Source organism: Bacillus sp. T33-2, from assembly GCF_002860205.1.
GTDB lineage: Bacteria > Bacillota > Bacilli > Bacillales > Cytobacillaceae > T33-2.
In genome coordinates, this window is sequence record NZ_PGVB01000003.1 from 60,349 (window position 1) to 72,529 (window position 12,181).

Annotated in this window: 14 protein-coding genes and 1 pseudogene; 12 read left to right on the forward strand and 3 right to left on the reverse strand. The window is 40.4% G+C overall.

From position 1 onward, the window contains the following. Positions 1 to 179: 179 nt before the first annotated feature. On the reverse strand, positions 180 to 605 hold the full coding sequence (locus CVD19_RS02685) for a CPBP family intramembrane glutamic endopeptidase (protein WP_101580335.1): 426 nt from the start codon (positions 603 to 605) through the stop codon (positions 180 to 182). A 61-nt stretch (positions 606 to 666) separates the two neighbouring features. Here CVD19_RS02685 and CVD19_RS02690 point away from each other — a divergent pair, with 61 nt between their 5' ends. The 8 genes and pseudogenes from CVD19_RS02690 (at position 667) to CVD19_RS02725 (ending at position 6,195) form a co-directional block, all read left to right on the forward strand. After that, a complete protein-coding gene (locus tag CVD19_RS02690) occupies positions 667 to 822 on the forward strand; it encodes a DUF1540 domain-containing protein (RefSeq protein ID WP_101580336.1) in 156 nt (51 codons plus the stop codon). Between the two features lie 340 nt (positions 823 to 1,162). Continuing rightward, positions 1,163 to 1,786 carry a TetR/AcrR family transcriptional regulator gene (locus CVD19_RS02695; protein ID WP_101580337.1) on the forward strand — a complete coding sequence of 208 codons (624 nt, stop codon included), beginning with the start codon at positions 1,163 to 1,165 and terminating at the stop codon, positions 1,784 to 1,786. Between the two features lie 53 nt (positions 1,787 to 1,839). After that, positions 1,840 to 2,724, forward strand: a complete 885-nt coding sequence (locus tag CVD19_RS02700; RefSeq protein ID WP_101580389.1) for an ABC transporter ATP-binding protein — start codon at positions 1,840 to 1,842, stop codon at positions 2,722 to 2,724. A 6-nt stretch (positions 2,725 to 2,730) separates the two neighbouring features. Further along, entirely contained in the window at positions 2,731 to 3,528 is a 798-nt protein-coding gene (locus CVD19_RS02705; protein ID WP_101580338.1) for an ABC transporter permease subunit, read from the forward strand. A gap of 45 nt (positions 3,529 to 3,573) precedes the next feature. Then, the gene (locus tag CVD19_RS02710) at positions 3,574 to 4,371 is read left to right on the forward strand and encodes an ABC transporter permease subunit (protein ID WP_101580339.1); all 798 of its coding nucleotides are present in this window, start codon (positions 3,574 to 3,576) and stop codon (positions 4,369 to 4,371) included. A 102-nt stretch (positions 4,372 to 4,473) separates the two neighbouring features. Next, positions 4,474 to 4,761, forward strand: coding sequence for a hypothetical protein (locus CVD19_RS02715; RefSeq protein WP_101580340.1), 288 nt, complete (start codon positions 4,474 to 4,476; stop codon positions 4,759 to 4,761). Further along, positions 4,716 to 5,042: pseudogene (locus CVD19_RS02720) on the forward strand (GntP family permease); the annotation flags it as partial. The gene CVD19_RS02715 and the pseudogene CVD19_RS02720, both read left to right, overlap by 46 nt. A 16-nt stretch (positions 5,043 to 5,058) precedes the next feature. Further along, positions 5,059 to 6,195, forward strand: a complete 1,137-nt coding sequence (locus CVD19_RS02725) for a glycerate kinase family protein (protein WP_101580390.1) — start codon at positions 5,059 to 5,061, stop codon at positions 6,193 to 6,195. A 39-nt stretch (positions 6,196 to 6,234) separates the two neighbouring features. Here the strand turns inward: CVD19_RS02725 and CVD19_RS02730 are convergent, their stop codons facing one another. Beyond that, positions 6,235 to 7,263: a CdaR family transcriptional regulator gene (locus tag CVD19_RS02730; protein WP_101580341.1), complete on the reverse strand. Its 1,029-nt coding sequence runs from the start codon at positions 7,261 to 7,263 to the stop codon at positions 6,235 to 6,237. Between the two features lie 328 nt (positions 7,264 to 7,591). Here CVD19_RS02730 and CVD19_RS02735 point away from each other — a divergent pair, with 328 nt between their 5' ends. The 3 genes from CVD19_RS02735 (at position 7,592) to CVD19_RS02745 (ending at position 10,721) form a co-directional block, all read left to right on the forward strand. Beyond that, positions 7,592 to 8,761, forward strand: coding sequence for a sensor histidine kinase (locus tag CVD19_RS02735; protein ID WP_101580342.1), 1,170 nt, complete (start codon positions 7,592 to 7,594; stop codon positions 8,759 to 8,761). A gap of 3 nt (positions 8,762 to 8,764) precedes the next feature. Beyond that, positions 8,765 to 9,439 carry a response regulator transcription factor gene (locus CVD19_RS02740; protein ID WP_101580343.1) on the forward strand — a complete coding sequence of 225 codons (675 nt, stop codon included), beginning with the start codon at positions 8,765 to 8,767 and terminating at the stop codon, positions 9,437 to 9,439. 175 nt (positions 9,440 to 9,614) lie between these two features. After that, positions 9,615 to 10,721: a serine hydrolase domain-containing protein gene (locus CVD19_RS02745; protein WP_101580344.1), complete on the forward strand. Its 1,107-nt coding sequence runs from the start codon at positions 9,615 to 9,617 to the stop codon at positions 10,719 to 10,721. A gap of 100 nt (positions 10,722 to 10,821) precedes the next feature. On the opposite strand, the gene CVD19_RS02750 is transcribed toward CVD19_RS02745, so the two are convergent. Continuing rightward, positions 10,822 to 11,325: a hypothetical protein gene (locus CVD19_RS02750; protein ID WP_101580345.1), complete on the reverse strand. Its 504-nt coding sequence runs from the start codon at positions 11,323 to 11,325 to the stop codon at positions 10,822 to 10,824. A gap of 99 nt (positions 11,326 to 11,424) precedes the next feature. Here CVD19_RS02750 and CVD19_RS02755 point away from each other — a divergent pair, with 99 nt between their 5' ends. Continuing rightward, a complete protein-coding gene (locus CVD19_RS02755) occupies positions 11,425 to 12,015 on the forward strand; it encodes a vWA domain-containing protein (RefSeq protein ID WP_101580346.1) in 591 nt (196 codons plus the stop codon). Positions 12,016 to 12,181 lie beyond the last annotated feature (166 nt).

Genomic DNA, 12,181 nt, shown 5'->3' on the forward strand with positions numbered 1-12,181 from the left:
AAAAAACCATTACTAATATTATTTGAATAGCCAGGAATAGTCATGCAGAACTGCGTGGTAACTATAACTGGGTGTTCCTTCTAACTGAATGATGCTGATGTCACTGTTTCCAATTATTTGCCGTGTTAAAAAGTCGTAAACAAAATTTGGAATTGTCGCTGCTATGAGTGAACCAGTTTTTAAATCACATACATTAATGTGATTGCCGCGCTTAGAATCACTAGCAAAAGTGGATTTAAACCGTTGATAAATATATGTGAAAAGGCAAAGAAAAAGCTGGACACCAAAAATAATTTTGTTATCGAAAGATGTTTAAAAGTTGCTACCATATAACCTCTGTACATCATTTCTTCATTCAGACCTACCAGAAACCAGGAAATAGCTGATAGTAAAAACATGGGAATCACATGCGGGTTTGAGAGATAGTTGCTGTTAAACTCTGCCGATACCATTTCGGTTTCTGACATGATCATGGTCACCAGAAAAAATAAACCAACAGTTAAAACGGTAGATGAAATCGAAAAAACAGCCTGTGTGCGATCAAGTTTGAAGTTCATAGTTCTCAGTAAATTAATTAGATCGCCCACTTTTTTTAGAGCAATCATCTTGATTATTCCATCTCCAAAGAGGGTATTGATTACAAAACCCTTAAGGAGGTGGCCTTTAATGGCAACTGAGGTATTGTGCAATGTGCAAAATTGTAAATACTGGGCAGAAGGGGACAAGTGTGTTGCCGACTCTATTTTTGTGATTGGTGAACGCGGAAGAATAGCTTCCGATGTTGAGGAAACTGCTTGCAAAACCTTTGAACACCGCAAGTAACGCCAAGTAGTTTAAACGGGACGGCCAAATAGGAAGAGTTCTATACCTGGGATAGTATAATTAGTATTTAGATCATCTCATGGAATTGATCCACTCAATTGAATATTTGTCGGGCGTGTTTTTGATCAAACTTTTTTCAAAAACACGCTCTTTTTTTGTTCGTTTAACAAGGCTGGAAGTTGAATAAACATTATTCCGAATGAAATGCATCAAGTTTCATTTTTTTGTAAAAAATGTAGCTTGAACACCATTGACCAAATGGGTCAACAAGGATACAATATGATTGACTAATGTGGTCAATCTCGATATTCAGTATGACAGAAAAGAGGGCTGTCCCCTAATGTTTTCGAAATTTTTGAACCTGGAAAAGGAAAAACAAGACCGTATCATAAATGCCGCGATAAAAGAATTTGCCCAGAAGGGATATGATAAGGCATCGACCAATGAAATAGTCAAGGAAGCGGGAATATCAAAGGGTTTGCTGTTTCATTACTTTCAAAACAAAAAACAGCTGTTTTTATTTTTATTTGATTATTGCTACAACATAGTCGCCGATGAATTTTACAAAAAAGTCGACCTTACTGAAGTGGATTTTTTTAACAGAATACGTCAGTCAGTGAAGATTAAAATGGAACTGCTAACGAAATATCCGGAGATCTTTAAATTTATCCAAGAGGCTTATATGGAGGATTCAACCGAAATAAAAACAGAGCTTGAAACAAAGATAGCTAAGCTGAATGAAATTAATGCCGGAAAAGTTTATGAAGGCATTGATGTTACAAAATTTAGAGATGATATGGCTATTGAAAAAATCTTAAAAATCATAACTTGGACTTTTGAAAAAATGAGTGATGAGGAGCTTTACAAAGCAAAATTATCACGATCCCACGAAATTGATTATCCAAAAGTCATGATGGAAGCAGAAGATTATTTCGAGATATTAACTAAATGTTTTTATAAATGAGACGACGCGCATGACTGTGTCTGAATAAGAAGGAAAAAAGGGGGCTATAAATGATGAACGTAATAGAAATAAACAACTTAACCAAAACTTACGGCAAGGCAAGGGGAATATCTGATATTAGTTTCAATGTCGGGCAGGGTGAAATTTTCGGGTTCATCGGACCTAATGGAGCTGGGAAGTCGACTACGATTCGCACCTTATTATCGCTCATTTACCCAACCAGCGGCAGCGCCACCATTTTTGGGAAAGACTGTATTCGATTTGCCCCAGAAATAAAAAAGGAAGTTGGCTATTTACCATCAGAAGTTTTTTACTATGACAATATGAAAGTAAAAGAGCTATTAAAATACTCAGCCAGCTTTTATAAAAAGGATTGCAGTAGGAGAATCAAAGAGTTGGTAGAAATAATGGACTTGGATCTCAATAAAAAAATTGACGACCTTTCCTTAGGAAACAAGAAGAAGGTAGGCATTGTCCAAGGCCTCCTCCATGAACCGAAACTCATTATTTTAGATGAACCGACGAGCGGGCTTGACCCATTAATGCAGCAAAAATTTTTTGAACTATTAAAGGAAGAGAACAAAAAAGGTGCTACAATTCTATTTTCGTCCCACATCCTCAGCGAGGTTCAAAGGTTATGTGACCGTGTCGCCATCATAAAAGAAGGCAAAATCGTCACGGTAGAAAAAATCAGCACATTACAAGAAAACAATTATAAAAAGTTTAAAATTGAAACCAAATCAGCCTTGGACAAGAATTATTTCCAATTCAGCGGGGTCAATAAATTAGAGGTTAAAAATAACGTCACCACCTTTTTATTCAGGGGCAACATCAATACGATGATGAGAAGAATCGCTGAAATTGAAATAGACAATCTGTGGGTTGAAGAGCCGGACCTTGAGGAGATTTTTATGCATTATTACGAAAAGGAGGCCTAGGAAACGATGAATATCTTTATGCATGAATTGAAAGTGTATCGAAAGTCAACGATCATATGGTCATTGTCATTAATTGTGATCATCATTCTTTTTATGTCGATGTATTCTTCGTTTGCTTCGGATGCAGAGGAGTTCATAAAAATATTGGAAAATTATCCAGAAGCAATAAAAAACGCATTCGGGTTGAATCAAGAAAATTTCTTTACGATTCTAGGATTCTATAGTTTTCCAATATCATTTATTACTCTTTGCGCAGCCATCCAGGCGATGATTATCGGCACTTCCATTGTCAGCAAGGAAGCCCGTGAAAAAACAGCGGACTTTTTGCTAACGAAGCCTGTTACCCGTACGGAAGTTTTGACAGCCAAGTTATTGGCAGCGTTGGTTTCGATTGTCGTGACGTATATCTTTTATTTCGTTGCAGCCAGCTATGTAGCATTACAGGTCAAGACTGATAATTTTAGCTTGAAAATTTTCTTTTTACTTTCGCTTACCATTTTATTCATTCAACTAATATTCCTGGCTTTAGGGGTCATCATTTCTGTTATGGTTCAAAAGATCAAATCCGTGCTCACCGTCTCGCTTGCTACCGTTTTTGCTTTCTATTTTTTAGGACTGTTTAGTGATACGACCGGCGATGAAGTGAAACGTTATTTTTCTCCATTTAAATATTTCGACACCACCTATATCATGAAACATTCCAGCTATGAAGCATCATTTTTGATTGCTGGTGCCGTGATTATTATTGTTGCCATTGCAGCCAGTTATGTCGTCTATCTCAAGAAGGATATCCATGCTGTTTAAGAATGCCGGCTTTGCGTGTGGAAGTTAAATAGAGGGGGTTTGGTGATGAATATATTTTTAAAAGAATTGCGGTCTCATCGAAAATCGCTCATATTTTGGTGTATCGGTGCCTTCCTGATGGTCGCATCTGGGATGACTAAATTTGATGCGTATTCGTCATCGGGTCAATCGATCAATGATTTGATGGCAGATATCCCAACATCGTTGCGGGCAGTATTGGGACTCAGCGATTTAGATTTAACGAAGGCGGGCGACTACTATGGCATGCTTTTTCTCTATTTATTGCTGATGGCAACTATTCATGCGGCAATGCTCGGAGCAACCATTATTGCCAAAGAAGAACGGGATAAAACATCCGAGTTTTTATTCGTGAAACCAGTATCAAGAAATAAAGTCATTACTGCGAAGTTATTGGCAGCATTCACAAATATCGTGATCTTTAATTTCGCAACCTTCATTTCGTCCATTATTCTTTTAGGTCAATACAGCGATGATAAGGCGGTGAATGGTGAAATCGCCATCTTAATGGCGGCAATGTTCATTTTGCAGGTATTGTTTATGGTTATAGGCAGTGCGCTCGCTGCTGTAAAAAAGAAACCAAAGACAGCTGCAACATCAGCTGCAGGAATCCTGCTGATTACGTATATGTTATCAATCGTGATTGATTTGAATGAGAATATTGAAGGCTTAAGATATTTTACACCATTTAAATATTTTGAAGCGAAAAATGTAATGTATGGCGGCGGCTTTAATGTAGTCTTTGTTGTAATTTCACTCATATTGGTCCTGTCACTTTTGGCCGCAACCTATGTTTATTATAAAAAAAGAGATTTGAATGCTTAATGGAAAAAACCGTCAATTCGGTCTTTTTACATTTCATTTCAAGTCTAAGTGGTTTTAATCCCTTTGTGGTCTAAAATCACCTCGTAAAAAGGCCCCGAATTTATGAAATTGAATTCGGGGGCTTTTTACGTCCAGCGCTTGCCATTACGGCTTTGCGTATTAGGAATTCCAATTGTAAATACGATGTTTAGTGCGAATGCACAATATTATTTGTTAGATTATCAATTGTTAAAGTACCATTATGCTACTATACTGAAAGCGTATTCAATTAAAAGGCTTTTAAAAAAGGATTGGAATGCTAAAGTGATTGTTGACAAACTTGGCGGGACGAAAGCCATGCTGTCACTAGCATTTCAGGATTTTTCCTTGCACCAATCGCAGGTACATTAATTGCGGCCGCGACAGCATCGACTTTGACAGGTGTTATCCTGGCTACTGGCTCATTCTCGGGTGCCATTTTGAATACTGGGGTTGCACCGCTGGCAGCTGCAGTCATGACCCATGCGGGTGCTACAGTGATTGATCATCTGCCGCACGGAACTTACTTCCACGTTACACGCAATGCTATGAACATGACAATGAAAGACAGGATGAAGGTTGTCGGGTTTGAAAGCATTGTCGGGTTAACAATGACGATCATAGCAGTAATATTATTTGGTTTTATTTTATAAAAATGGGGTGTTAACAATGGGGAAAACATTTTTATTGGCTCCAGATTCGTTTAAGGAAAGCATGACGGCAAAAGAAGTTTGTGAAGCAATGGAAATCGGGATCAAAAGAGCCATACCGGATGCCGAATGCATCCATGTTCCAATGGCGGATGGCGGTGAGGGCACCGTACAGTCGTTGGTCGATGCAACAGGCGGCACACTGATCCAAAAAGAGGTTACCGGGCCGCTTGGCACACCAGTCAAGGCGCAGTATGGAATTTTGGGCGATGGCAGGACAGGCGTCATTGAAATGGCGTCAGCGAGCGGAATTCACCATGTGACGAAGGAAACAAAAAATCCTATGGTGACAACCACCTATGGTACTGGCGAGTTAATCAGGGATTGTATCGAACAAGGCATTACAGACATCATCCTGGGCATTGGAGGAAGTGCCACGAATGATGGCGGCACTGGAATGGCAGCAGCAATGGGGTATAAACTCCTGGATAAAGAAGGGAAGGAACTGCCACTGGGCGGCGGATATTTAGGGGAACTTCATACCATTGATACTTCTGATGTCATACCACAATTAAAAAATATAAACATTTTAGTAGCGTCGGACGTAACCAATCCATTGTGCGGAGAACGCGGGGCATCAGCTGTTTTTGGACCGCAAAAAGGTGCTACTCCTGAAATGGTACAAATTCTGGATCGAAATTTGAGGCACTATGGCAATATTGTAAAAGAGCAGCTTGGCATCGACGTGGTGGATGTGCCTGGTGCAGGCGGAGCTGGCGGTCTAGGTGCAGGACTGCTCGCTTTCACCAACTCTACAATGAAAAAAGGAATCGAAATCGTCATCGAGTATACAAATTTAAAAGAAAAACTGGAAAATGTGGATTTCGTTTTCACAGGTGAAGGCGGCATCGATTTCCAGACGAAATTTGGCAAGGCCCCGTACGGCGTTGCCCAGGCAGCCAAAAGTGTCAACAACGATATTAAGGTGATTGCACTGGCAGGATACGTGGGCCAGGATGTTGAAGCATTATATGATGAAGGCTTTGACGCCATTTTTGGAATCGTACCAGGTGCAGCAGTTATTGAAACCTTACTTTCGCAAGGCAAAGAAAATGTGGCACGTACATCTGAAAGCATTGCCAGATTGTTAAAATGATAATGAAAACAACACATCCTTGATTGGGGTGTGTTGTTTTCATTTCACCCGATTCACCAACATAAAAATCAGTTCCACGAGTTCCAATATATTTTTCGGGTCTTTCCCTGTGATTTTATGGATTCTGCTTAATCTGTAGTTCAATGTATTCCTGTGGATAATAAGCCGGCTTGCCGTTTCATTGGCGTTCAGGTTACAGCTTAAATAAACCTGAAGCGTTTTTATTAATTCATCATGACTCTCAAGTAAATAGGCCGGCCCTTCTGCTTTTGGGTCTTCCCTCAGCAGCATGGAAAGATCGGCAATAAATTCACATCTCGCATAGGAAATGACTTTTTCATCCGAAAATACTCCCTTTAATACACGCATGGCAGCTTTGGCTTGCAAGAACCCCTCGGAAATTTTATCATTCCATTTGCTAATGGAAATCAACGCATCAGGATACTGAGTGTCAATCTGTTCCTGCAGGCCATCCATCTTATCCTCTTCCTGAACAACAATGCAGAGCGAGTGACTGGATGTTTTAAAGGAAGGGAAATTTTTAATGGTATCCTCATCAATCTCATTAGGAAATTCCACATACACGATTTGAGAAGTTTTTTTTAACTGGATGCCATAGGCTTGGGCCTGGTCTGTCAGTTCTTTCGAGTAGAGTGTATCCGGATCTGTAATTAAGTTAATAAACTTCTGTCTCAGGTTTTTTTCCAGATTCTCTTTTTCCATTGCAGCGCTTTGTTCGATTAATAAATTAACAGCTGACTTAACAAGGTTTCCGAATGGCCTTGTTTCTTTAACCTGGCCACTGATCCCTACGATTCCGACGATGGAGCCACGCAATTCGATCGGCAAGTTAATGCCCTTCTTTACGAATTCTTCATCCTTATGGATTTCGACTACTTTCTTTTGTTTAATGGCAGCCACCGCACCCTGATGCAGCGTGCCTATCCTTTCTTTGTCTCCACTGCCAATAATAATACCAGTTCTATCCATAATATTTATATTATAAGGAATGTCTTTCATCATTTTATCAACAATGTTTTGAGCCTGATTATACGTCAATTCATACATAGCTGAAGCTCCCTCATGATCACATGGCTAAATTGTAGCATCTGGATTTTTGAATATAAAGTCCGGAATGTGTCGCCTGGTCTCATTAAGCTGCCAGGCTTTGGACACGCATAGGTTATCACTAGTGAAAATCCAAGGAGTTTAAATTTTGTTGGAATTCATACTATACTCATTCTTATCTATAGTATATTAATAATATATACGGGTAAATTCGTTGGCCAAAAACTCACAATCTGGTGTTCAATAGGTCACAGTGGCAAACATCGATTACTATGCACGGGTGGCACAAGGCTTTTTTATGAAAAAATAAAAAGAATGGGGGCATGAAATGAGCGAAAAAAAGGGAGTAAAGGTTCTATTTGGATCGGTAGAAATCGCGGTGTTTTGCTTCCGCATATTGTTTTATATTTTTGCGTTTCTTGATTTGTATGTTGAGAGGAACACTTTCGAGCCATACTTACTAAGTGTTATATGGATTTTTACCGCAATGCTTGCCCCGTTATGCTTTTGGATCCCGTTTTTCATACATAAACGTACACAGTTCGTAGTAGCAGAGTTATTGATGAGCGGTTCATTGGCGATTTTGGTTTACGCAACAGTTGAAGAATATTCGAGTATTTTTATCATGGCATCGCTGACCATCGCCTTTCATCTTGAAAAACGCTATTATTGGATGCTTGCCGTACTGGCTTTATTTCCCTTCATGGAATTTTTCTTTAAGGGTGTGAATACACAATATGAAAACCCTTACTTCGGCATATTTTTTCAATGGTTATTCCTCGCGATCGGTTTTTGCCTCAACCTGATGATCACTTCCTACAGGAAAACAGAAACATTAAACCGGATTATTGAAGAACAAAATCAAACGCTTGTCCAGTACGCGAAGCAGATTGAAACCCTTACACAGGTAGAGGAACGGAACCGGATGGCCCGGGATTTGCATGATACTCTGGGGCATTCTTTCATATCATATATCATGGGGCTTGATGCAGTCAGTTATTTAATAGATTCAAATAAAGAAGAAGCGAAGAAAAAAATAGCCGAGCTACGGGACCACACCGCAGCAAGTCTGGAACAGATAAGGGAAACAATCCATGAAATCGGGGCCGAGACTGATATTTTGCTAACCAGCAATTTTTCAGCAATTATTGATGAATTCTCGAATTATACGAATACAAAGGTGTCTTTTTCAAGAGAAGGAGAGGAGGATGTGCTGCATCATCCGATGAGAATGGCTCTTCTCAGATGTCTGCAGGAGTGTTTGACGAACGCGAAAAGGCATGGCCACGCAACGGAAATCTCCGTCTGTCTCTCCTTCAGGGAAAGTTTAGTCAGGTTAATCATCAATGATAACGGCGTTGGGACAGATTCAGTACGGTACGGGTTCGGGCTGAAATCGATGAAGCAGCGTGTGGAAGCATTGAACGGTGAGCTTATCGTCACTTCTGCTTTGAACAGTGGAACAACGGTCGACTGCCAAATTCCATTTCGGAGGTAAAAAATGAGCGACATTAAAGTGTTAATTGTTGATGATCAAGGACTTATCCGGGAGAGCCTCGGCATTGTCCTGAATATGGAAGCGAACCTGACGGTGGTGGGTCAGGCGAAGGATGGCCAGGAGGCGGTTGAATTGTGTGAAAGCCTTATGCCGGATGTAGTGTTGATGGATATCAATATGCCTGTGATGGATGGAGTAAGCGCGACAAAATTAATTAAGGAAGCATGGCCGGATATTAAGGTTATCATTCTTACTTCCTATCAGGATGTTGATTATGTTGTCAGTGCCCTGGCGAACGGGGCAGAGGGGTATTTGTTGAAGACTCTTCATCCACAGAGCCTTGCCAGCAGCATCCGTCTTGTCCATTCGGGCGGGACACTGGTAACGAAGGAAATGGCCGCAAGCCTGATTAACAGCAACCTCCAAAAGGAAGAAGAAATTCAAACCAAAAGCCAGACAGACCAGCGTTCAAACCTTATCCGCCAATACGGGCTCAGTGAACGGGAACTCGAAGTACTTCAGCTCCTTGCGCAGGGGCTCAGGAATAGCGATATTTCCGAGCGTTTATTTCTGAGCGGAGGAACTGTTAAAAACTATATCTCCAATATCTATGCGAAGCTGGAGGTAAAGGGACGCACAGCAGCTGCCAACAAGGCCAGAAGTGAAGGGTTTTTATAAGAAATGTATGGATGGCCAATAGTCTATGATAACTTGTCTCAGGACAGGTTATTTTTTTTATATCTAAAAGTCAGAAAACAATTAACCGCAATGCTATCGATTGTGACTTTTCTTCACTCCTTCATATGACTCCTTTTTTCTACAATTTAAATATAAATTGGTGGAGGTCATAGAAATGAAGAAAATTTTGAAAGTATTAGCGGGCATCATTTGCAGCCTGATTATTTTTTCCATACCGGCGGCGTACTTATTTGGTAGTACGGTGCATGCCGACTTAAAAGGCACGAAAAAGGAAAAAGTAAATCAGTTTGTCGCACAATTTGCCAAAGAAAAGAAATTCAACGGTTCTGTTCTAGTGCTTCATAAAGGGAAGGTGCTCGTTGACGAATCATATGGCTATGCTGACCGGGAACAGAAAGTCCCTTTTAAAAATGACGAACTGTTCCCAATCGGATCGATCACAAAATCAATGACGACAATTGCGATTCTGAAGCTGGAGGAAGAAGGCAATCTTTCAGTAGATGATAAGGTGTCCAAGTATGTTCCTGAATTTAAGTATGGCAATAAGATCACGATCCATCAGCTTTTGAACCATAGCTCGGGCTTGGGAGATTATTTGACAATGAAGGATTACTCAAGGCCCTACAGTGACGAAGAAATTTTGAAATTAATAAATAAAGAGCCTCTGCAATCCGAACCTGGTGAAAAATATGCATACGTCAACTCTGACTATTACTTGCTTGGGAAAATCATTGAAAAGGTATCCGGAGAAGAATATGAAGCCTATGTACAACACCATGTGTTTGACAAAGCGGGGATGTCCAATACTTTCTTCATGGACGATCAAAAACTTGACGTCAAAGGCTATGAAGAGGATAAACTGGTTAAAAATATTCATCCGTCACTCCTTTTTGCGCTTGGAAATGTGATTTCTACAAAGGATGATTTAGCAACATATATTGAGGCAGTCGAATCATACCAATTGCTTTCTAAATCACAGACGGATAAAATGCATGAGCCTTCGATTGAAACAGGGCTGGCTGGAAGCTACGGGTACGGCTGGTATGTCGCCAATAACCACATTTCCTTTAAAGAAAAACTGTATTCGCACGGGGGTTCCTTGCCCGGAATACGCTCAGGATTAATGCGGTATGAGGATCAGGATTTAACAGTCGTCATTTTTAGCAATATGGGTGAAGCATGGAATTATTTCGCATTGGGCAACGAAATTGCTTCAATTGTGTTTGACAAACGTTTGTGGTTCTTTCAAAAACTTCAATAGGCTTGGTTATAGCTAAACCTAAAAAGAAGCAGGGACCAAAAACGAGGTTCCTGCTTCTTTTATTGCATTCAATGTAGTTCAATACATTGGGATAGTACAATTACAGTGCTCCAGTCAACGGTTTCAGGCTGAAAGAGTCCAATGCTTGATTAACAAAATGTATATCATAAATTTTTTTCTCTAAACAGAACTGAATGATCAAATCAGAGGTGTCGCTGTCCGATAATGAGTAGCCGGCCAAGCTCAGGAGATCCTCGGTGTCTTCTTTATCCAGCTCAAGGGCTAACGCAAGAGCGATAATGGTATTTTTCCCGGGACGGTAGTTTGGATTGGATCGGATTTTTGAAAAATGTTTGCGGTCAATGCCCGCTCTTTTATAGATCTCTGAATCGGTTGCACCTTTATTGTCGATAAAGCTGAACAAAACCTGTGCCAGAGTTGGCTTGCGATTGTTTTTAATGAAATCTTCCAGTTCACTATGCTGCCTGTTTTCATCAATATTGTAATCTATGAATTCGCAGGCTTTTAAACCTTGTAATTCCATTATATTTAAGTGACTGTCTATATACTCCTGCATTTCTTCCAGCAGCTTTTTATCGATCATAGGGCCGACCTCCCAAAATGTCGCTTAACAGGCGACCATATCATGGATGAACTCAGCTAATATTATAGCATGATTAATAACTTGAGAGGATGGGTTCATATGAATAGGAATCTGACGGAAATCATTTTCCTGCTTGACAGGAGCGGGTCGATGGCGGGGCTTGAGAGTGATACGATTGGAGGATTTAATGCTTTCATAAACAGGCAATGCCAGCTGGAAGGGGAAACGATGCTGACAGCAGTGCTTTTTGACGACGAGTATGAAATATTATGTAACGGCATCGATGCAAACAATGCAAAGCTGACGGACAGGGAGTATTACGTAAGGGGATGTACTGCACTGCTGGACGCGGTGGGAAAGACTATTTTGGATGTAGGCCAAAGGCTCGCAAAGACCAGTGAGGAACACCGGCCTGGAAAGGTCATATTTGTCATTACAACGGATGGAATGGAGAATGCGAGCCGGGAATTTACCTATGAAAAAGTAAAACAGCTGATCAAACACCAGCAGGAGAAATATAGCTGGGAGTTCATTTTCATGGGGGCAAACATTGATGCTGCAAAAGAAGCAGACAGTATAGGAATTGATGTTGATAATGCGTATAACTTTGAAGCGACCGAAACCGGTGTCGAGAAGATGTATAACATGATGTGTGAGGCAGTGTCAGAGAAAAGGCTTAAATTATATTAAAACCAGGGTTGGACGGTCGAGTCGACTTATACCGGTGCCCAGGTTTCTGCTGTGGCAACGTCCCCGCATGCAGGGGACAAAGTAATTTTATCTCCTGCTCCTGGCTTTATTTTTACGGTAGTACAGGTAACCTACTATAAATACTGCTATAAGGAAGATTGGCACG

Coding starts and splice junctions, on each gene's coding strand:
- CVD19_RS02685 (WP_101580335.1), bottom strand. CDS start 605: ATGATTGCTCTAAAAAAAGTGGGCGATCTAATTAATTTACTGAGAACT.
- CVD19_RS02690 (WP_101580336.1), top strand. CDS start 667: ATGGCAACTGAGGTATTGTGCAATGTGCAAAATTGTAAATACTGGGCA.
- CVD19_RS02695 (WP_101580337.1), top strand. CDS start 1,163: ATGTTTTCGAAATTTTTGAACCTGGAAAAGGAAAAACAAGACCGTATC.
- CVD19_RS02700 (WP_101580389.1), top strand. CDS start 1,840: ATGAACGTAATAGAAATAAACAACTTAACCAAAACTTACGGCAAGGCA.
- CVD19_RS02705 (WP_101580338.1), top strand. CDS start 2,731: ATGAATATCTTTATGCATGAATTGAAAGTGTATCGAAAGTCAACGATC.
- CVD19_RS02710 (WP_101580339.1), top strand. CDS start 3,574: ATGAATATATTTTTAAAAGAATTGCGGTCTCATCGAAAATCGCTCATA.
- CVD19_RS02715 (WP_101580340.1), top strand. CDS start 4,474: ATGAAATTGAATTCGGGGGCTTTTTACGTCCAGCGCTTGCCATTACGG.
- CVD19_RS02725 (WP_101580390.1), top strand. CDS start 5,059: ATGGGGAAAACATTTTTATTGGCTCCAGATTCGTTTAAGGAAAGCATG.
- CVD19_RS02730 (WP_101580341.1), bottom strand. CDS start 7,263: ATGTATGAATTGACGTATAATCAGGCTCAAAACATTGTTGATAAAATG.
- CVD19_RS02735 (WP_101580342.1), top strand. CDS start 7,592: ATGAGCGAAAAAAAGGGAGTAAAGGTTCTATTTGGATCGGTAGAAATC.
- CVD19_RS02740 (WP_101580343.1), top strand. CDS start 8,765: ATGAGCGACATTAAAGTGTTAATTGTTGATGATCAAGGACTTATCCGG.
- CVD19_RS02745 (WP_101580344.1), top strand. CDS start 9,615: ATGAAGAAAATTTTGAAAGTATTAGCGGGCATCATTTGCAGCCTGATT.
- CVD19_RS02750 (WP_101580345.1), bottom strand. CDS start 11,325: ATGATCGATAAAAAGCTGCTGGAAGAAATGCAGGAGTATATAGACAGT.
- CVD19_RS02755 (WP_101580346.1), top strand. CDS start 11,425: ATGAATAGGAATCTGACGGAAATCATTTTCCTGCTTGACAGGAGCGGG.